13 protein-coding genes and 3 pseudogenes are annotated in these 20,671 nt (G+C 44.7%); 8 read left to right on the forward strand and 8 right to left on the reverse strand.

Features of this window, described 5'->3' with window-relative positions; all coding sequences use genetic code 11:
• Positions 1 to 25: 25 nt before the first annotated feature.
• Positions 26 to 3,844, reverse strand: coding sequence for an autotransporter assembly complex protein TamB (tamB, locus tag AC0L66_RS16190; RefSeq protein WP_473569288.1), 3,819 nt, complete (start codon positions 3,842 to 3,844; stop codon positions 26 to 28).
• A complete protein-coding gene (gene tamA / locus AC0L66_RS16195) occupies positions 3,844 to 5,559 on the reverse strand; it encodes an autotransporter assembly complex protein TamA (protein WP_265677394.1) in 1,716 nt (571 codons plus the stop codon). The genes tamB and tamA overlap by 1 nt, the downstream gene beginning before the upstream one ends.
• A 166-nt stretch (positions 5,560 to 5,725) precedes the next feature.
• Here tamA and msrA point away from each other — a divergent pair, with 166 nt between their 5' ends.
• A complete protein-coding gene (gene msrA / locus AC0L66_RS16200; protein WP_265677393.1) occupies positions 5,726 to 6,346 on the forward strand; it encodes a peptide-methionine (S)-S-oxide reductase MsrA in 621 nt (206 codons plus the stop codon).
• 81 nt (positions 6,347 to 6,427) lie between these two features.
• Here msrA and AC0L66_RS16205 read toward each other — a convergent pair whose 3' ends face one another.
• Positions 6,428 to 6,628 carry a DUF1107 family protein gene (locus AC0L66_RS16205; RefSeq protein ID WP_265677392.1) on the reverse strand — a complete coding sequence of 67 codons (201 nt, stop codon included), beginning with the start codon at positions 6,626 to 6,628 and terminating at the stop codon, positions 6,428 to 6,430.
• Between the two features lie 280 nt (positions 6,629 to 6,908).
• Here AC0L66_RS16205 and AC0L66_RS16210 point away from each other — a divergent pair, with 280 nt between their 5' ends.
• From AC0L66_RS16210 to AC0L66_RS16235, 6 genes and pseudogenes are all read left to right on the forward strand, one after another.
• Positions 6,909 to 7,460 carry a YtfJ family protein gene (locus tag AC0L66_RS16210; protein WP_265677391.1) on the forward strand — a complete coding sequence of 184 codons (552 nt, stop codon included), beginning with the start codon at positions 6,909 to 6,911 and terminating at the stop codon, positions 7,458 to 7,460.
• A 470-nt stretch (positions 7,461 to 7,930) separates the two neighbouring features.
• Positions 7,931 to 8,689, forward strand: a complete 759-nt coding sequence (zrgA, locus tag AC0L66_RS16215; RefSeq protein WP_473567926.1) for a zinc uptake protein ZrgA — start codon at positions 7,931 to 7,933, stop codon at positions 8,687 to 8,689.
• Between the two features lie 63 nt (positions 8,690 to 8,752).
• Positions 8,753 to 9,443: pseudogene (locus AC0L66_RS16220) on the forward strand (ABC transporter ATP-binding protein).
• Positions 9,440 to 10,699 carry an ABC transporter permease gene (locus AC0L66_RS16225; RefSeq protein WP_473567928.1) on the forward strand — a complete coding sequence of 420 codons (1,260 nt, stop codon included), beginning with the start codon at positions 9,440 to 9,442 and terminating at the stop codon, positions 10,697 to 10,699. Before AC0L66_RS16220 ends, AC0L66_RS16225 begins: the two are co-directional and overlap by 4 nt.
• Positions 10,700 to 10,709: 10 nt before the next feature.
• Complete coding sequence (locus tag AC0L66_RS16230; protein WP_473567929.1) at positions 10,710 to 11,231, forward strand: DUF3299 domain-containing protein; 522 nt, start codon at positions 10,710 to 10,712, stop codon at positions 11,229 to 11,231.
• Between the two features lie 362 nt (positions 11,232 to 11,593).
• Positions 11,594 to 12,499, forward strand: a complete 906-nt coding sequence (locus AC0L66_RS16235) for a TIGR03899 family protein (RefSeq protein WP_265677382.1) — start codon at positions 11,594 to 11,596, stop codon at positions 12,497 to 12,499.
• Between the two features lie 145 nt (positions 12,500 to 12,644).
• Here AC0L66_RS16235 and cysC read toward each other — a convergent pair whose 3' ends face one another.
• The 5 genes and pseudogenes from cysC to cobA all read right to left on the reverse strand — a co-directional run bounded on the left by cysC (position 12,645) and on the right by cobA (position 18,340).
• The gene (cysC, locus tag AC0L66_RS16240; protein ID WP_473567931.1) at positions 12,645 to 13,262 is read right to left on the reverse strand and encodes an adenylyl-sulfate kinase; all 618 of its coding nucleotides are present in this window, start codon (positions 13,260 to 13,262) and stop codon (positions 12,645 to 12,647) included.
• Positions 13,263 to 13,292: 30 nt separating this feature from the next.
• Positions 13,293 to 15,017, reverse strand: coding sequence for an SLC13 family permease (locus AC0L66_RS16245; RefSeq protein WP_265677380.1), 1,725 nt, complete (start codon positions 15,015 to 15,017; stop codon positions 13,293 to 13,295).
• 102 nt (positions 15,018 to 15,119) lie between these two features.
• Complete coding sequence (cysN, locus tag AC0L66_RS16250) at positions 15,120 to 16,532, reverse strand: sulfate adenylyltransferase subunit CysN (protein WP_265677379.1); 1,413 nt, start codon at positions 16,530 to 16,532, stop codon at positions 15,120 to 15,122.
• An 18-nt stretch (positions 16,533 to 16,550) separates the two neighbouring features.
• A pseudogene (gene cysD / locus AC0L66_RS16255) lies at positions 16,551 to 17,480 on the reverse strand (sulfate adenylyltransferase subunit CysD); the annotation flags it as partial.
• Positions 17,481 to 17,516: 36 nt separating this feature from the next.
• A pseudogene (gene cobA / locus AC0L66_RS16260) lies at positions 17,517 to 18,340 on the reverse strand (uroporphyrinogen-III C-methyltransferase).
• A 349-nt stretch (positions 18,341 to 18,689) separates the two neighbouring features.
• On the opposite strand from cobA, the gene cpdB reads away from it, so the two are divergent.
• The gene (gene cpdB, locus AC0L66_RS16265) at positions 18,690 to 20,651 is read left to right on the forward strand and encodes a 2',3'-cyclic-nucleotide 2'-phosphodiesterase (RefSeq protein WP_473567933.1); all 1,962 of its coding nucleotides are present in this window, start codon (positions 18,690 to 18,692) and stop codon (positions 20,649 to 20,651) included.
• Positions 20,652 to 20,671 lie beyond the last annotated feature (20 nt).

Below are 20,671 nucleotides of genomic sequence, written 5' to 3' on the forward strand. Positions count from 1 at the left end.
CAGCATCTCTCGAGTTAAACGGCCATCAATCAACTTCAAATTGATATAAGAAGACCACAGAGCTATAGAGCCCCGACACCGCCTCAACATAAAAATCTTCAATAATGCGATAACGGATAGTGAACTCACCCAGTGAGTTAAAGATGCCGACGCCATACTTTACCTGCAAGCCCGGTAATACATAGCCACTAACGGTAACTTGAGAGTCATCCCCCGTACCAGCGGTATCTAATTGTAGGTCTTGAACCCCAAACGCTTGACCAATTTCACCGACCACCTTGCCGCTTTTTGCCAAACTTAAACCTATAAGCGTCGTTGTCAGCGCATTGCCTCCAGTCTCGCCATCGATGTCTTGACCTCGTAATAGATAAGATAACTTATTTGCCTGTGGCATCGTCGGATCAGAAAATAGCTCAATCTTCGGCTGCGTTGCCAAACCCGTTACCTTCACCCCTGCCGTGACATCATCAGCGGTGGTGTCTGGATTACGGATGGCGGTAATATTGACATAAGGTTGATCAACAGGCCCTGTCATCAGGATCTTACCTTCTTCAATCAATAGATCTTGTCCAAAAGAGTTATAAGAACCATTCACAATGTTCACTTCCCCTTGGATAAATGGCCCTTTATCTTTTTGGGAGACATGAAGCTTGCCGCGCAAACCACCTTTAAGACCAAAAGCAGAGACGGTGAAATCATTACCAATAGAGATTGAAACGTCAGTTTCAATATTGAAAGGTACTGGTATTGAATCGTCTTGCGGTGTTAAATCAGCATTGAGTATCACCTGATCACTCGACACCGCTACCGCACTTGGTGGCAGCTCTTCGACTACAATGCGTCCCCATGGTAAACCAATGCTACCAGTGACTTTAGCCAGCTTTGGTGTGGCCTCAATGGTCATATCAGGTACCACTTTCACTTTGACCATTGGTGGCACATCGACCTTTAATTCTTCAGCAAAGACTCGCAGTTTTGTTCGCCAATCTTGTAGATCTTGCCAATTCCCGTCGCCGTTAATCAACAGTTCGCCATCGGTGGTCTGAATTTTTGCATCAAGCTTGCCATCATAGCCATTGAGATTAAGCACAAGTCCACCAGACTCCACCTGTATCGGAGAAATATCACCTTTCAGTGATAAGTCTTCTACTTTAAGATCGCCGTACAATTGAGGGTGTAGAGCATCGCCTTTTATCTGAATAGAGGATGATAAGTTAGCTTGCAGCTTGTTAAATTCACCAATGATGGGCTGTAAGAAGTCAAGATTAAACGTGGAGAGATTTAGCTCGCCTTCAATTTGCTTGTCCTCTTCCAGTACATTAGGCAGCGTCACTTTGCCTGATAGGTCGCCATTATCGGTAACATCAAGTAACCAAGATGCATCCAATTGGTCATTGGCCAAGTTGGCTTTGAGTTCTATCGACTCCCACCCAACCACAAGCGGGATTTCTAACTCCTGAGTTACCTGCCCTTTTGGTAATCTAACGTCTACTTTCACTTCAGGCGAGACCTGTGGTGCCCATTTCGCCCATATTGTGGCGCTGGCCGAACCTTCTAGGCGGGTTTGCTCAGGAACATACGCTTTAATCTGTTCAAAATTGAAGTTCTTCAACGTGACCAACGCTTCACCCGAAGTGCTGACTTGAATATCCTTTTCTAAACAAACACGCGACTCTGACTGCTTCCAGCAGTGGGCGCTGACGTCAGCACTTTGTTTGTCTACATCAACTTTCACTTGAATCGGGTTTTGCAGGTGTAACGGCCCTTGCTCCGTTTCAAAGTGAGCGCTCGCTAACTCACCAGACCATATCAAACTAGGCTTATCAATGAGTTCACCGACAACACTTAACTGAGCGGAGAGCAACGTTGAAACCAGATCTAAGTCCAGTTCATGCTTTGCCTGCGTGCCTTGTAAACTGACATCTAGTGAATCAACGTTATGTTCTTGATATTGAATGCCCGAGGCCTGCAAACGAATATCGGCTTTGGCCTGATCTATAGGCAATGGTTTCGCTTCACCGGAAAGCGATAACGTGTCGATACTCGCCTCTTGCTGCCATTTAGCCTTCTTGACCTGCAGATCTAAACGTACATCAGGCTCTTGCATCTTACCTTTTAGGGCAATGGTGCCGACCAACAAACCTTGTAAGTCAGGGACAGTCTTAGCTAGATCGGGAAAGTCGATGGCGACATTCATATCCCAATTTTTACGCAAGCTGCCTTTCGCGCTCATATTGTTTGGGCCATGCGCTAACGACAAGCCATCCGTATTGACACTCAGCTCTCCTGATCCTGACTTGTCCGCAGCCTCTACTTGCCCTTTTACCAATAATGGGTAATCTCGCAAAATACCGACGATGTCGAGTTTAGGTACTTGTACTTGCCAGCCACCAGCGTCGGTCAACGCACCTGAAGTCACGATTTGGCCACTAATGTCTCCTTCGGCTTCTGGCCATTGCAGCCCTGGCTGAATATGCGACAGCATCATGTCCGCCTTCCAATTGACAGGCGCTTCCCAATTCGCCATGACCGAACCTTGAATGGAGCCACCGAGAGAATTGATCGTCAACGTTTCAAGATTAATCTGTTTAAGATCGCCTTTACCTTGTAATTCAACCGCAACATCTGGAATTGGCTTGCCCGATGCCTGTGTTTTTAACACTACTTCGTAGCTGTCCAGCGACCCTTTAGCTTTAAGCTGGTCAACAATAACCTGATACTCACTCTCACCTTTCAAAGGCCACGCAGCCTTGCCATCCGACAAAACAACATCAAACGGTAACGTAGGCGCTAATGGCTGAATATTCCCAGATAAAGCGGCGTCAATAACCCCTGAAAAATGACTATCCAGGTGCAAGTCACCAACACTGCCCTTAGCGGTAAGCGCCAGTTTTTGTCCAGTAAGATCTGTTTCTTTTAATTGGGCATCCAACGTGATATCAAGGGGGTAATCTTTTATTAGCGCAACGTTGCCCGACAAAGAAGCATCAACCTGCGGCATGGCTAATTCAAGACTTTCGACATGAACATCATGTTTACCCGCGAAGCCTTGCAACCCAAGGTGATGGACAACAATCGGCTCTTCTTGCTGTAAGGTAAAGTCTCGAATATCAAGGCGAGTAATATTGACAAATAAAGGAATGAGGACTTCTGGCAACTCAATTGCGCGCGCAGGCTCTGCCGTTGCAGGATTCTTAACGGCTGTCGAGGTCTCTGCAGCTACAGCGGTATTCGCCATCGAGGTGTTTTTCTTAGCTGCGACCTCTGATACCTCTTCTGCCGGAGGTAACGCTACGCTCGGGGTCGCAAGCAGGGTTTTACCTATAGTTAGTTTCGAGCTGGTCATAGAAAGCGATGTAGTAAAGCTGTCCCAACTCACTTTTGTGCCCAAAATATCCAGTTTAATATCAGCCAGATTCACCTTACCGATCGCGATGGGAATGGGTGTCGATATACGAGTAAGCGGCTCTGAAGGTTCAGGAGAAGGCTCACTCGGCGCGATTTCAGGCATGGAAAAGTCGAGTCCCTGAACCGACAGTTCATTAATACACACTCTAGGATCACTGAGACAATTGAGATCGACGGCTAGTGTCAGAGAGTCTGCCGCTAAATCGATAAATAGAGAATCATCTTTAAACGTTACATTATTTAAAGTAAAACGAGGAAATAACGCCCCTTTGGTTGACTCTACTTTAAGTTCAGGTAACGCTTGGTTTGCTCCCCATAAAATGGCCGTTAATCCAGTATTGGTAAACAATGCAAAGGCAAGGGTTGCCAATAAGAGCGTCACCATCAGTATGAAGGTCACAGACAACCACTTTGTCACCCGCCAAACTTTTAACATCATAACTCTGGCCCTAGACTAAAGTGAACTCGCCATTCTGCCTCAGGCTTTTGATCGAGTCCCTTAGCAAAATCAAATTTAATAGGCCCTACTGGTGATACCCAACGTATCCCAACACCCGCACCACGCTTCCAAACTGGCGTATCATCAAAGGCATCACCCACATCAAAGAACGTTGCCGCCCACCAGTTATTGTAGATACGGTATTGATACTCTAGCGTGCTGGTTGCCAAATATTGGCCACCAGTCTTAGTCCCACCCGTATCAACAGGAGAAATACTTTCATAGTCATAACCCCTAATACTGTTATCACCACCCGCGTAGAAACGCAAAGATGGCGAGAGTTTCGAAGGGTCATCGGCAATGTTGGCACCAACATCAACCTTAAATATGCCGCGATGGTTTTCGCCAATACTGCTGATCCATGTTGAGGTCCCTCGCATTCTAAACACCGAGGTTTCTGATAACGCCCGCTTATCACCGACCTCGAACATAATGGTTTGTTTATTACCACTCATTGGTAATACACCACCACGAGATACTACACGTGAGTAAGAAAGCCCCGGTAAAACAAACTGACCAACATCGCCTTCTAAATTACGCTCATAGTCTTCAACCAAATATCGGATGTAAGCGGTACGGTGCCAACCACTATCGAGCACCCAGTGCCGTTCAAAACCCAAATTAGATTCGAGCGTCTTTTTATCCGAACGATTGACGTTTTTCAGGCCATACTGAATCACGTAATAATCTCTCAACACATCATCTAATGGAATTTTATAGGCGGCAGTGACCTGTTGTTCAGGAATGGATAAATCAAGACTGGTATTAAAGCTGTGACCACGAGAGTTAATCCATGGCTTTTTCCATTTAAACTTAACTTTCGCCCCGACATCGGTCGAATAACCTAAACCCGTTTCAAATTGATTTTTTACCTGCGGCGCTAGTGACACCTTCATCGGCAACTCTCGACCCTTGCCAACCTGCTCCAAGTCGGGCTCAACAAACACCGACGAAAACCACTCGGTGTTCGACAAACCTTGGTTATATTCCCCCACCTTTCCAACCTGATAGTAATCACCACTTTTGTATGGCTGTAGTGATTGCACGCGGTCAATATCTATCTGGCTACCTGTTATCGTGGAAGACCCAAATTTATAACGAATGCCGCTATCAAAATGTAACCGAATGAATGCTTGATTGAGCTCTGGCACAACTTCGAGGCGACTCAGTGTGTACGCGCCGTCAAAGTAGCCTTTTTGCAAGGCTAAATTGCGAAGACTCGACTTTAACGTGTCATATTCACCCTGATTGAGTATCCGTCCTTCTTTGACTGGCGTCACCCGAATCAAGCGCAAAAAGTCGGCGTCTTCTTTCGCCTCTCCGGTGAGTTCAACATCCACCAGTTTAATTCGCATCGGTTGCCCTGGCGTTACTGCCACCGTTAATTCATCTTGCTGCTCATTGGTCGAGAACTGAATCTCAGCATGATAGTAACCTAACGCATTCAACGCTGAATGAATTTCTTTAGTAATACGAGATTGAAAACGCAGCGACGTAGAGTATTCGCTCGGGGAGATCGCAGATACATACGCATCCACATTTTCTTTTAACGGGCCGCTCAATCCATTGATGTTCAACTCGATATCTTCAGCTGCCATGAGTGACATTGAAGCGACCATGAACATTAGCGGTGGAAAAACTCTCTTTATCATGCTTTATTGTCGAGACTGAAATTCGCTATTTTTGTTATTACGTTAAATGATAACTCTGTTCAATTTGTAAGTCTGTATTTAACAACTCATACCCATAGAAAAGTATCATTTTTCATACAATATTTCGTTACCCACACGGCCGATAGTCGACTAAGAAGGAATCCCTATGCGAAAAACGGACATGATTTCAGAAGCAGAAGCGCTTCCTGGCAGAGCAAATGCCATCGCCATAATGGAACCACACTTTATATACCACAATGATATCACCGCTCCTTTAGCAGAGCATGAAGAAAGTATTATAGTTGGCTTAGGCTGTTTTTGGGGAGCAGAACGTGTTTTTTGGCAACTCCCTGGCGTCACGAGCACCTCTGTCGGTTACGCGGGTGGCTATACACCCAACCCAACCTACGAAGAAGTGTGCTCAGGCATGACTGGACATACTGAGGTTGTGCGTATTGTCTATAACACCAAACTCACGACGCTCACGGCTATTCTCAAAGTATTTTGGGAAAAACACGACCCGACTCAAGGAATGCGTCAAGGTAATGATGTGGGCACGCAGTACCGCTCTGCTATCTATTGCGACGATGACAAACAGCTAACACTAGCACAAGCCACTAAACAGCAATTTCAGCAGGCGCTGGGCAATAAAGGCGACATTCAAACCGAGATTCGACTCTCTGACCATTACTATTTTGCTGAAGTCTACCACCAGCAATATTTAGCAAAGAATCCCAATGGCTATTGCGGTATAAGCGGAACGGGCGTTTGCTTCCCTCCTCAATAAAAATAGGCAGCATGCTAGATTAGCGTAAAAAAAATGCCCCAGACAAGTCTGAGGCATTTTTTATTGTTTGGTCTAGACTGCTTACATCGCTAACGCAGCAATCTCACCATTAATCTCTTTAAAGGCATCCAGTTTACGTCTGTCTTCCATCCCCGGAAGTAACACCTTGCCATTGTCGAACATAAACAATCCAAGACCAGCAATAAAAAATTGCCCTTTGAATAACGTTTTTACAAACTTTGCGATCTGTTTAGGACGATAAACCGTAAATTTTCTTAGCATAACCTAACCTCAATATCCATTTGAGTAAATGTCGTCTTGCAGCGCTTTTTTGCGGTGCCTCGCAATATCTTTTGCGTCTATTGACAAGTATACCTGAACTTTCGCATTAGACAAAATGAAATTAACATCTTTGCAACAAGTTATAAATCACTGTTATGCTTGTGATGATTTTATCAAGTTCAGTACATGTCTTGGTCAAATTAACAGTGACAAGTTGTAGTTAACCTAAGGTTCACCTATGGTTATCGCGATTATCAAATAATAATATGGAAATATCACAATGAAACTAAAGTCTCTCCTCTCTTTAACGTTACTCTGTCTGCCAACACTCGCATTTGCGACCAATGTACAAGTTGGCTCAGCAGCACGTTCCGTCTCCGTCGATGCTCACGGTGAGCTTTTACTCGAAGGCGACACCATCAATTATAGCGCATGGAAGAGTGCACAAATGCTCGGAAAAGTACGCGTGATTCAGGCTATTGCAGGACGTAGCAGCTCGAAAAAAATGAACGCTCCACTCATGGCAGCCATTACTGATGAAAAATTCCCAGAAGACAGCTATCAAACAACAACAGTGATCAACCAAGACGATGCAATGTGGGGAACGGGATCATTCGTAAAATCCTCGGCAGAAGACAGCAAGAAAGAGTTTCCTTGGTCATCCATGGTACTTGATGAACATGGACTGGTGGCAAGTGCATGGCAGTTAGAAGCTGAAAGCTCCGCTATTATTGTGCAAGATAAATCCGGGAAAGTACTATTCGTAAAAGAAGGGGTGTTAAGTGACGAAGAAGTTAACACCGTTTTAGGGCTAATCAAACAAAACCTATAAGTGAAACCACCGCAAGGGAGTCCCTTTCTCCCTTGCTTATTCCCTCGTAAATAAACCTCACCATTCATCTGGGAAAAAAATTCAATTGTTATACTATAACAATTGAATTTAAATCGAGAGTTCATGTCGTGTTACGAACCCATACCGTTACATCAGATACACCCTTGTATCATGCTCTCGCATTGGCTTTACTTCTACTCGCTATTAATTTTATTTCCATCGAACATCACTATGATCAACATAGCGATCATCTGCATCACCAGTGTGCGCTTTATGGCAAAGGCTCACATTCTATCCCGACCTCTAGCTTAGCCATTCAACTTCCAACCTTGACTCCAGATACCACTTTACCGTCTTTCAATGAAGTGGAAAATCAACCTCCTTTGTCTGTTTCAGCACGCTCTCCACCGATGATAAGTTAACGTATACATCCCTATTTTCACTCAATATTTTACCTATTAGGAATCACCATGAAATTACGTATGACCTTACTCGCCGCTATCATCGCTTCCCCTATTGCTGTCGCAAATGACGAGTTTCGTCAACATGACGCTCATGTCCATGGACAAGTAGCAATGAACATCGCTCAAGACGGCCAAGACTTATTATTCGAAATTACAGCACCGGGCGCCGATGTTGTCGGATTTGAGCATAATGCGAAAAGTGAAGCCGAGAAGAAGACACTTGCTAACGCTGAAGCCTTATTGGCCCAAGCGGACAAGATCTTTACCCTACCAAGCTCGCTAGGCTGTACACTCGTTGATACTCATGTTGAACACGGGCTAGGCGGGCATGACAACCATGAAGAACATGGACATGAGAAACACGCTGAGCATGATAGCCATGAGCATCACGACCATGAGGAACATGACGAGCATGACAGCCATGAGCATCATGACCATGAGAAACACGCCGAACATGACAGCCATGAGCACCACGACCATGAGAAACACGCCGAGCATGACAGCCATGAGCATCATGACCATGAGAAACATGCCGACCACGACCACGACCACGACCACGACCACGACCACGACCAGCATGATGGACACGGCGAATTTACCGTGCAATACCAATTTAGCTGTTCAAACCTATCTGACCTCTCAACAATTGAAACCCAATGGTTTACTCACTTCCCATCAACCGAGAAAGTATCCGTCAACCTATTAACCGATAATGCTCAATCTGCTAGTGAGCTCAACTCCACGTCAACTACGATTCAATTTTAACGGATTCGACTCAGTTAACTGCTGCCCTGAGCTTTCGCTCGGGGCATATCTTGTGAGGTTTTTATGACGAGTGTAATTGAGCTCAGCAATGTTTCTTTTTGCTGGCAAAAAAACCAGCCGCCCACCATCGATATCCCAGAGCTCATCATCGAGCAAGGTGAGCACTTATTTTTAAAAGGGCCAAGTGGCAGCGGAAAGTCGACACTATTAAGCCTACTAACCGAGTATTAATACTGCCGACTCTGGTGAGGTAAAAGCACTAGGGCAATCCTTGACCCAGTTGCCATCACGGCACCGAGATCGTTTTCGAGCCGATCATATTGGTTATATTTTTCAACAATTTAACCTAATCCCTTATCTGTCGGTTGTTGATAATGTCACGCTCCCTTGTGAGTTTTCTCAGCACCGACGAAATAAAGTGTCAGGTACACTGCAAAACGAGGCTAAGCACTTACTACAACAGTTGCACCTTGACCCACAGCTATGGATGAAGCCTGTTGTTGAGCTAAGTATCGGTCAACAGCAAAGGGTGGCGGCTGCGCGCGCGTTAATCGGGCAACCAGAAATACTCATTGCTGATGAACCCACATCCGCCCTCGACCATGATAATCGCGAAGCCTTCATTACACTGCTAATGGACCAAGCAAACCAAGCAAACTCAACCATGGTATTCGTTAGCCACGATCCAAGTTTAGAGCCACTGTTTAGTCGCAGTGCCAATTTGACTGTTTTAAATCAGGCGAGGTCATCATGAGTATCACCCTAAAACTGGCTTGGAAAAGCGTGCTCAATCGCAAAACCACCGCCATACTCACCATACTCACCGTCGCAATTTCCGTTATCTTATTAATGGGCGTCGAACGTATTCGTACTCAAGCAAAAAGTAGCTTTGCTAATACTATTTCTGGCACCGATTTAATCGTCGGAGGACGGTCAGGCCAAATCAACTTATTGCTCTACTCGGTATTTCGCATTGGTAATGCCACGAACAATATTGATTGGCGAAGCTTTGAGGAATTTAGTCAGCACAAAGCCGTCAAATGGGCGATTCCTATCTCTCTTGGAGATTCGCATAAAGGCTTTAGAGTCATGGGCACCAATCACAGTTATTTTGAGCACTATCAGTACGGCAAAAAGCAGGCTTTGACCTTTAGCCAAGGTCGTGCTTTTGATAGTGTATTTGAAACTGTTCTCGGCTCAGACGTGGCAAAATCATTAGGCTATAAGATTGGCAGTGAAATCATTATTGCTCATGGTATTAGCGATGTGAGTTTCAGCCGCCATGATAACCTCCCTTTTAAAGTCGTCGGTGTTTTGGCTCCAACTGGGACACCCGTAGACAAAACTGTACATGTCTCACTCGGTGCTATCGAAGCCATACACGTAGGGTGGGAAACAGGGGCTAACTTGGGTAATGCCCCGAGTAAAAAACAATTAGAAAATCTGGACTTCCAACCCAAACAAATTACTGCAATGCTAGTTGGGCTAAACAGTAAAATTCAAACATTTGCACTACAAAGACAAATCAACACCTACAAACAAGAGCCATTAAGCGCCATCATGCCTGGTATCGCCTTACATGAACTCTGGGGGTTAATGAGCGTGGCAGAGCAAGCTCTGTTAATGGTCTCTATTTTTGTTGTGGTTGCTGGTTTGATGGGAATGTTATCTAGCTTATTAACCAGCCTGCAAGAGCGTCGACGTGAAATGGCGATTCTGCGGGCAATGGGGGCAAGACCGAGACATGTTTTTGCCTTATTGGTCAGTGAAGCAACGGCTTTAACAACGGTCGGTATAATAGTGGGGGTTGCAGGCACTTACGGTCTACTTGCCATTGCGAGCCCCATCATTGCGTCACAATATGGTATTAGTATAACCTTATCAGGCATCAGCCAGCATGAATGGCTACTACTTGGTTTTGTGCAGCTGGCGGGGATCCTTATCGGCTTCTTCCCTGCATTACGTGCCTATCAACAATCTTTAAGTGATGGTATGACCATCCGAGTATAACGAGATCTTTATGACAATATTCACTCGCATAAGCTGTGTCATTATGCTGACTCTGGGCTTATGTCTACCACCAGCACTCGCTCAAGGTAGCGAAAATACCGATAGCGAAGTGCTGAAACTTGATTGGATCGATTTAATCCCCGAAGCGGAGCGAAATCAGTTTGATGCTGTCGGTATGCCTATAACCAATCACTCTGGTGGGCAAATGGAACAGTCAAAAGTGGGCACCGTTCGTCAAGAGCTTAATGGCAGCACAGTAAAAATACCAGGCTTTGTCGTCCCCCTAGAAGGCGATGAAGATACCGTGACTGAATTTTTGTTGGTGCCCTATTTTGGTGCTTGCATACATGTACCACCACCACCGCCAAACCAAATCGTTTATGTGAAATTTAAACAAGGCGCACCAGTGCATCGTCTATGGGATGTCATTTATGTGGTAGGAACACTGAAGACAGAGACCATCAATTCTGAACTTGCCGAGACAGGTTACTTAATTGAAGGTCTCCATATTGAAGATTACGATGATAACTAGAATGCACATAACAAATACGCAACAAAAAACTGCGTAACGAAAATGGATGGTTTGCTAGCGTATAGTATTTAACTGATATAGGTTGAAAGATACGCTAGCACGCCGATATAGACGCCTAGTAACAATACCGTCGAGATATGTTTCTTGAGTTTAGGTTCTCCTGAGTGCCGCATAACGCCCCCCTTACTTACTCACTAAATTTAACAAATATTTATCATTTAGCCTAGGTATTTTTACAACATACCCGCTCTAATTGTTAAATCGGAAAATAGCTCACACAAATAGCGCTAGTCATATTGGCAAAACCTCGTTAAATTTATCTTTCATCCCAAACTCTCATTCAACCTGCCAAGTGTATGACTATGAGCAATGTAACGACCAGCAGTCCATCTCCAATCATTGAGGCGACATCCGCGCGTAATGAGCAAACTCAGAAAAAGAGTTCTCATATGCGTGACAGTGCGAGTCGTATCCGAGCCATTGCTCAAACCCACTTGCTTGATGCTCTCATCGGTGAAGAGTCCCCCAGCAAAAGTGTTTTTGAACGAGCAATACAACGAGACAAACAGCGCAAAGAGCAACGACAAAAAAACCTGGAGCAAATCGTCAAGTTGTCACTTCAAGCATGTAACAGCGAAGTATCCAGCGAACCCGATTTTGATTGGCTATTGCGCTTTTTTGATATGGCTCAGGATATTCATAATACATCCATGCAAAAGCTCTGGGCGCAAGTGCTCAAAAGAGAAGTCACTAATCCCGGATCCACCTCAATGAAAGCACTAAAAACGCTTAGGGATATGACACCAAAAGAAGCTCAAACACTGCAACGAGCCGCCTCTCTTGCGTGCAGCTTTGGTGCAGACAGTAGCCGAAAGCTACTACTAGGGATCAAACATCATGCGGGACTCTTTAGCTTTTCAAAAAGAGAGAGCTTCGATGAACTGAGCCTAGGTGAGTTTAACCTGCCATATTCAAGCCTATTATTGCTCATAGAATTGGGGATTTTATTAGGCACAGAACTGGAATCAGGGGAGATAGCACAAGAGCCTGCATTGAAACTCAACTACCAGGGAAGCGAGTTTCAGCTGCAATCGAAGCTAAAGGGTATTCGGCTAACCTACTATCGCTTTACTCCAACAGGGAATGAATTATGCCAGCTGTTAGGGCATCGCGGTAATACTCATTACCAAGAGAAACTGGTGAATTTGCTCAACAGAAAATTTACTGTCGCGGGTGAAGTAACGTCATCTTTTCACCACCAGGTCTAATGATAGTCAGTCATCACTAACATGGGATACAAAGGAATACAAAGGAATAGAGTGTGCCCCCTATTCCTTACCCACCTAGCCTGGCCCTTTTACATAAAGTCATCACATGGAATAAAATCATCGCCTGAATAGTAATCGGGTGGGATTAACCAATGATCCCTTTTTCTTTAAGTACTGCTAAGCAGTCGGCCACCAACAATGCGACACTTTTCTCGCTCGCTTGAAGATGAATGTCTGGGCCTATAGGTTGTTCATATTCAGAATCAATGCCAGTAAAGTTAGCGATCTCGCCTGCTCGTGCTTTCTTATACAAGCCTTTAGGATCCCTTGATTCACAAACCTCTAGACTCGCGTCCACAAACACCTCTAAAAACTCCCCTTCAGGAAGCAGTGATTTCACTAACGCGCGCTCCTCTCTATGAGGAGAGATAAAGGCAGAAAGTACAATTAATCCAGCATCCGCCATCAGTTTTGCTAACTCACCAACACGGCGAATATTTTCACGTCTGTCTTGTTGCGAAAAGCCAAGATCTCGACACAAACCGTGTCTAACATTATCCCCATCCAGTAAGTAAGTGTGGTGACCCAAACGAAGTAACTCCGTTTCTAATGCCCCCGCAACCGTGGACTTCCCAGCACCAGAAAGTCCGGTAAACCATAATACAACTGGCTTTTGCTGCTTTAATTCTGAACGCTGCAATTTGGTGACGTAATGCTGATGCCAGATCACGTTCTCGTCTTTATCTAAAGTAATGTCCGACATATAAATCCTTAATAGTCACTCTCATCAATATTAAAATGGAAAGAAGTACGGAATAAGCGCTAATACCAGTACCGAATACACGATAGAAATAGGGATGCCTATTCGCAGATAATCTTTAAGTTGGTAATTACCAACGCTATACACCAATAAGTTAGTTTGATAACCATACGGTGAAATGAAACTTGCACTAGCGCCAAATAACACCGCCATAATAAACGGCATCGGATCTACGCCGTAGCCCACTGCCATACTGTAGCCAATAGGAAAAGCGAGAGCCGCTGCGGCGTTATTGGTAATCAGCTCCGTAAGAATTAAGGTCACTAGATAAGTCGCCACTAAAGCCCCAAAGACTCCCCAACCGTTAAACAACTCCATAAACATCTCGCCCATCCGTACAGATAGGCCCGTTGAGATCATCAATTGAGCAATAGATAACGCGGAACCAACAATCACCACAATGTCGGTAGGAAAACGTCGTCTTAATTCACCGATATTAACGATACCAAACGCAAGAATCGCGATGAGATATAGCGCGAGCCCTTTAATAATCGGCAAAATGTTAGTCAGAGCTAACGCTATTACCGCAACAAAACCCAACAACACGTAACTCGATTTTGCTATATCCAATCGGGCACTTGAATCTAAGTCATTCACTAAGACAAACTCTTTACGATACTTACGTCTTTCATCGTCAAAACGTTTTCCAGGCGCTAAAACCAAAGTATCACCCGCTTGCAAAACAATGTTTCCTAACCCGCCTTCCAAACGTTCGTGCCCACGGCGAATAGCTACAACTACCGCATCAAACTTGTCACGAAAATGACTCGATTTCAGCGTTTTATTACAAAACGTAGCCGAGGAACTCACCACGACTTCAAGAAGGTTTTGACCATTTAAATGGTGCTGTCCAAAAAACGTCAGTCCATTGATTTCTTGCAGAGTATTAACACTCTCTACGTCACCACAAAATAACAACCTATCCTTTGCCTTCAACACAAAATCGGGCCCAACTGAAGCAAGCGTGTCACCATCGCGTACCACTTCCGCTAAAAACAATTTTCTTAATGCACGTAAGTTATTCTCAGCAATACTGCCACCCACAAGGGGTGAGCCTGGTTCAACCCTAGCTTCTAAAAAGTACGGCAGTTCATCTTGATTATCATCATCGTAGTTTGGTAATAGGTAGCTCAGTGGAATCAGAATAATGACACCACCAACTAAGACACTCAAACCAATCCAAGTGGGTGCAAAAAAATCAAGACTCGGTAATCCTACATCTTCAACAAAGCTATTAATGATCAGGTTGGTTGAGGTTCCTATGAGCGTTAGTGTTCCCCCCAAGATGGCCGCATAAGACAAAGGAATGAGTAATTTAGAAGGCGCATGGCGTTGGTTACGTTTAATCGCCCCGATAAGCGATACCACGACAGCAGTATTATTGGTAAACGACGACAACAGGGCCGTAGAAATCCCCAGTTTGGCGACCACCGACCCCAGCCTTCCGGTTGCAATAGAACGGCTTACCCAGCTAATCAAGCGTGTTTTCTCTAAAGCGGCAGACGACATAATCAACAGCACTAACGTCAATAATGATGAGTTAGTGAAGTTAGTGGCAATGACACTTAATTCTGTCATACCACTAATGAAAGCGATGAACGCCGCACCAGCGAAAATAAGGCTAGGTTTAATTTGAGTTGCGATTAAGCAGCTAATGATTGACATCAATAGCGCTAAGACGACTCCCTGTTCCCACATAATCCTTATCCTCGATAGCGGTTATGCGGTCGATTGAACTGTCATTCTTCTGACTCGATCATCGACCGTATAAACCATCATTCACCACACCGTGGTTGCACGTTAAATCTTTGCGTCCCACTCAGGGAAGTGCTTCATAATTAACGCCTTCAACTCACTTTCAAAAGCACCTATGCGCTCTTTAGGTGAACGTTCTTGCTCTGCTAACGCATCACGCACTAAGCCAGCGCCAACCGTCACGTTGGTCAGGCGGTCAATGATAATAAAGCCTCCGGTATCTTGAACCACATCGTAGTTATCAATGGCTACAGACTCAGTAAGTGACCACTCACACAAGCCAATACCATTAAGAGGTAAGGTTTCAGTTTCAAATGATGCGAGCGTATTAATGTCGTACTGATGACGCACCGCCTCTAATTGACCTTGGGTTTTCTTACCAGCAATTTTGATGTCGTACGTTTTTCCCGCCGCCAGTGCGTCATCTGTCATCCAAACCACATCGGCAAGCAATCGGTTGGAAGACGTTACCTTAGCGTTTTGCTTAACGATCAAATCACCTCGGCTAATATCAATTTCATCGCTCAATGTTAGCGTGACCGCTTGTCCAGCAAAGGCTACGTCCAAGTTTCCATCAAACGTGACAATACTCTCGATGGTGGATGTTTTTCCTGATGGTAGTGACTTAATTTCATCACCAACTCGAACTTCGCCCGAGCCAATCGTCCCCGCAAAACCGCGAAAGTCTAAATTTGGACGGCTGACATATTGCACAGGAAAACGGAATTCCCCATAGCGTCTGTCTTGATCGATATCGACATTCTCAAGCAACTCTAAAAGCGGCTTTCCTTGATACCAAGGCATGTTTTCGCTGGGCTCAACCACGTTGTCGCCGTCAAGCGCAGACAAAGGAATAATTTGAATATCAATCCCTTTACCTAGTTTTTCTGAAAAAGCTAAATAATCATCACGAATGGATTCAAATCGTTGCTGGGAAAAATCAACTAAGTCCATTTTGTTTACGGCAACAACAAAGTGCTTTAAGCCCAACAGGCTAGCGATAAAGGAGTGGCGACGAGTTTGATCTAACATGCCTTTACGGGCATCCACCAAAATCACCGCTAAATCACAGGTCGATGCCCCGGTAGCCATGTTGCGAGTATATTGTTCATGCCCTGGAGTATCGGCAATGATGAACTTTCGCTTTTGAGTCGAAAAATAACGGTAAGCCACATCAATGGTAATACCTTGTTCGCGCTCAGCTTGCAGACCGTCAACTAACAGCGCAAGGTCAGGCTTATCCCCTGTCGTCCCGACGCGTTGGCTATCTGAGTGAACCGCAGCTAACTGATCTTCATAAATTTGCTTGGAATCATGGAGCAAGCGCCCAATTAACGTACTCTTACCATCATCCACTGAACCACAGGTCAGAAATCGAAGTAAGGATTTGTGTTGATGCTGATTGAGGTATCCCTCAATGCCTAGCTCGGCAAGTTGTGCTTCTACTGCGCTATTCATAATGTGTCCCTTCGATCCTTAGAAATATCCCTGACGTTTTTTAAGCTCCATTGATCCAGACTGATCATGGTCGATCGCACGACCTTGTCTTTCACTGGATGTCGCAACCAGCATTTCTTCAATAATTTCCGTCAACGTCGCCGCTTCCGATTCCACGGCTCCGGTAAGTGGGTAACAACCGAGTGTTCTAAAGCGGACGCTTTTGTTCTCTACTTTTTCATCTGGTCGAATGTCCATTCGTTCATCATCAACCATGATTAACATGCCATCGCGTTCCACCACTGGTCGCTCAGCAGCCAAGTAAAGCGGTACAATATCAATGCCTTCTAAGTAGATGTATTGCCAGATATCCAGTTCCGTCCAGTTTGAAAGAGGGAAAACGCGAATGCTTTCACCCTTGTTGATCTGCCCGTTATAAGTTTTCCATAATTCAGGGCGTTGGTTCTTTGGATCCCAAGTATGATTTTTGTCGCGGAATGAGTAAACGCGCTCTTTCGCTCTGGATTTTTCTTCATCACGACGTGCCCCACCAAACGCCGCATCAAATCCATAGTGGTTCAACGCTTGCTTGAGTCCTTGAGTTTTCATGATATCCGTGTGTTTTGAAGAACCATGCACAAATGGATTTATCCCCATCGCCATACCTTCTGGATTTTTATGTACCAAAAGCTCAAAGCCATAGTTTTTCGCCGTACGATCACGAAATTCAATCATCTCTTTGAATTTCCAATCCGTATCGACGTGCAATAACGGAAAAGGTATTTTCCCCGGGTAAAACGCTTTTCTAGCCAGATGCAACATGACTGAAGAGTCTTTACCGATCGAATACATCATGACCGGATTATCGAATTCGGCAGCGACTTCACGAATAATGTGAATACTCTCCGCTTCCAGTTGTTTGAGGTGAGTGAGTCTTTCTTGATCCATTTGTTGTGCTTCCTTTTTTGCGAGTAAAGGCCATTAAACCTCTACCAGACTGAATTCCTATGCACTCTTAACTTTGAGTACTTGAGTCGATGCCTCACCAAACCAAGCAAGATCTTTCGCTAATTCAACGACCTCGCCTACTACGATCAATGATGGTGCCTGTGCATTTGTCGCCAGATCCGCAAGATCTTTAAGTTGACCGACAAAGACTTTCTGCGTCTGTTGGGTGCCACGTTCAATGATGGCAATAGGCACTTCTGGGCTTCTTCCATGGAGAACCAATTGCTGCTGAATATGGTCGGATTTCATCAATCCCATATAAATCACGAGCGTTTGCTTAGGGCGTGCAAGTGTCGACCAATCCATGTCGTCACTGTTGGACTTTAGATGCCCAGTCACAAACAACGCGGATTGCGCGTAATCACGATGGGTAAGAGGAATTCCCGCATAAGCGGTTGCCCCCGCCGCTGCGGTGATACCTGGAATCACTTGAAACGAAATACCTGCTTGCGCCAACACTTGCAGTTCCTCACCACCGCGGCCAAACATAAAAGAGTCTCCCCCTTAATTCGAACCACTTTATGACCACTTTGAGCAAACTCGAGGAGTAACTGGTTGGTTTTTTCCTGAGGTACACTGTGATGCCCAGCTCGTTTGCCAACGCACACCAAAACCGTACTTTCTGGCACCAATGCCATTATTTCATCAGACACTAGGTAGTCATATAAAACGACATCTGCCTGCTGCAAATAATTAAGAGCCTTGAGGGTCAACAACTCAGGGTCGCCTGGACCAGCACCGACCAACGCCACTTCGCCAGATTTAAGTATCGAAGTTTGCAATTTGGGTTTTTGTGAACTCATCACCAATTGAGGCGTCATTTTCAATTTCGTAATTTGCTTAAAAGGCTGATCCATTGTGGCGGTCCATCGCGTCTCTGATGATGGCATTATGACCAACTGGCTATATTACCGGAAATTCTAAAATTTCATTTTTTATTCCAAAAACCACTATAGGATGAATTTTGAGACTTTTGCTACACCGAACAACGCAAGGCGGGTTCACAGGAACTATGGTTAACAGCAAAGTGTGCAGATGAGACTTGCGAGCCAAATATCACAATAACAACCAATTTAGATCACACTTTATCTATGTATGAAAAATAACTTTCATAACAAATTGATACAATAAGCATGTTTTGAAACAAACTTCCATAAAAAGGATATAAAGATGAAAGTGGCAGTGAAACCGATTTCGATCGCCGTTCTTAGCGGCATGCTTGCAATAGCGGGCCCAGTTATGGCCGATGAGATTAAGCTTAGAATAATCGAGACAACCGACATTCATACGAATGTGATGGATTACGACTACTACAAAGACAAGCCTTCACAAAAGATCGGCTTAGCTCGAACTGCCACTTTGGTTAAAGAAGCCCGCAAGGAAGTCACTAACAGTGTCTTAGTCGATAATGGAGACCTTATTCAAGGTAGCCCAATGGGTGACTACATGGCAGCTAAAGGGGTCAAAGAGGGTGATGTTCACCCTGTCTATAAAGCGATGAATCAGCTTAATTATGACGTAGGGAACATTGGTAACCATGAATTTAACTATGGACTCGACTTTCTCGCTGCGACATTAAAGGGAGCTAATTTCCCTTACGTCAGTGCCAACGTGTTTGACCAGAAAACAGGGGAACACTACTTCAAGCCTTACCTCATCAAAACTCATACCTTCATAGACAATGACGGAAAATCGCAAGAAGTTAAGATAGGTTATATCGGATTTGTTCCACCGCAGATTATGGTTTGGGATAAGAAAAACCTCGAAGGTAAAGTGTTTGCCAAAGACATTAAAGCAACCGCTGAAAAGCTTGTTCCTCAAATGAAAAAAGAGGGAGCTGATATTATTATCGCCATCCCTCACTCTGGTGTATCCAGTGACCCATACAAAACTGGTGCGGAAAACTCTACGTATTACCTATCGGAAGTAGAAGGTATCGACGCGATTGCATTTGGGCATTCTCACTCGGTATTTCCAGGCAAAGGCTTTGACAATATTCAAGGTGTCGATAACCAAAAAGGTACCATCAATGGCGTTGCTGCCGTCATGCCAGGCCGTTGGGGCAGCCATGTGGGTGTAATGGACTTAATGTTAGAGAAAGCAGGCGATAGCTGGAAAGTCACGAACGCACAAACTGAAGCTCGCCCTATCTATGATGCCAACAATAAAAAAGCCATGGTTGATGCCGATAAAGGGATCGTAAGTGCAGTAAAAGATGACCATGATGCCACTCGTGACTTCGTTAACCAGCCAATTGGCAAAGCCAATGATGTCATGTACAGCTTCCTAGCATTAGTACAAGATGATCCTACGGTGCAAATCGTCAACCTTGCACAAAAAGACTATGTCGAAACCATGATCCAAGGCGACCCTGACTTGGATGGTCTCCCAGTACTTTCAGCTGCGGCGCCATTTAAAGCTGGCGGTCGAAAAAATGACCCCGCTAACTTTACTGAAGTTGAGTCAGGCCAACTGACTTTCCGAAATGCCGCCGATCTATATCTATATCCAAATACGCTAGTGGCATTAAAAATGTCAGGTAAAGAAGTCAAGGAATGGCTAGAGTGTTCTGCTGGACAGTTTAAACAAATTGATATTACCACTGACCAGCCACAGTCTCTCATTGATTGGGATGACTTCCGCACGTATAACTTCGATGTTATGGACGGAGTAGCCTATCAAATCGACGTGACTCAACCGGCTCGTTACGATGGCAACTGTAAACCACGGAGTGAAGACAGCGAGCGCATTGTCAACTTGACGTATCAAGGCAAGCCTATCGATATGAGTCAGACCTTTATTGTCGCCACCAACAACTATCGTGCATACAGTAACAAGTTCCCGGGAACAGGCAGTGAGTTTATCGCCTTTGATTCTCCAGATGAAAACCGCACCATTGTGGCGAATTACATCTCTAAGATCAGTAAAGAAAAAGGGGAAGTGACACCTAGTGCTGATAACAACTGGACATTTGCGCCGATTACATCAAAAGTAAAAGTTGATGTTCGCTTTGAAACATCACCTTCTGACAAAGCGGCACAATTCATTAAAGACAAGGGGCAATATCCAATGGAGAAAGTCGCGACGGATGACGTTGGCTTTGCTGTCTATCGTATAGACCTACAAAAATAATTGCTCATTGTTCGCTATTA

It is taken from the genome of Vibrio sp. GJ43-1 (genome assembly GCF_055808835.1).

Coding starts and splice junctions, on each gene's coding strand:
- tamB (WP_473569288.1), bottom strand. CDS start 3,844: ATGTTAAAAGTTTGGCGGGTGACAAAGTGGTTGTCTGTGACCTTCATA.
- tamA (WP_265677394.1), bottom strand. CDS start 5,559: ATGATAAAGAGAGTTTTTCCACCGCTAATGTTCATGGTCGCTTCAATG.
- msrA (WP_265677393.1), top strand. CDS start 5,726: ATGCGAAAAACGGACATGATTTCAGAAGCAGAAGCGCTTCCTGGCAGA.
- AC0L66_RS16205 (WP_265677392.1), bottom strand. CDS start 6,628: ATGCTAAGAAAATTTACGGTTTATCGTCCTAAACAGATCGCAAAGTTT.
- AC0L66_RS16210 (WP_265677391.1), top strand. CDS start 6,909: ATGAAACTAAAGTCTCTCCTCTCTTTAACGTTACTCTGTCTGCCAACA.
- zrgA (WP_473567926.1), top strand. CDS start 7,931: ATGAAATTACGTATGACCTTACTCGCCGCTATCATCGCTTCCCCTATT.
- AC0L66_RS16225 (WP_473567928.1), top strand. CDS start 9,440: ATGAGTATCACCCTAAAACTGGCTTGGAAAAGCGTGCTCAATCGCAAA.
- AC0L66_RS16230 (WP_473567929.1), top strand. CDS start 10,710: ATGACAATATTCACTCGCATAAGCTGTGTCATTATGCTGACTCTGGGC.
- AC0L66_RS16235 (WP_265677382.1), top strand. CDS start 11,594: ATGAGCAATGTAACGACCAGCAGTCCATCTCCAATCATTGAGGCGACA.
- cysC (WP_473567931.1), bottom strand. CDS start 13,262: ATGTCGGACATTACTTTAGATAAAGACGAGAACGTGATCTGGCATCAG.
- AC0L66_RS16245 (WP_265677380.1), bottom strand. CDS start 15,017: ATGTGGGAACAGGGAGTCGTCTTAGCGCTATTGATGTCAATCATTAGC.
- cysN (WP_265677379.1), bottom strand. CDS start 16,532: ATGAATAGCGCAGTAGAAGCACAACTTGCCGAGCTAGGCATTGAGGGA.
- cpdB (WP_473567933.1), top strand. CDS start 18,690: ATGAAAGTGGCAGTGAAACCGATTTCGATCGCCGTTCTTAGCGGCATG.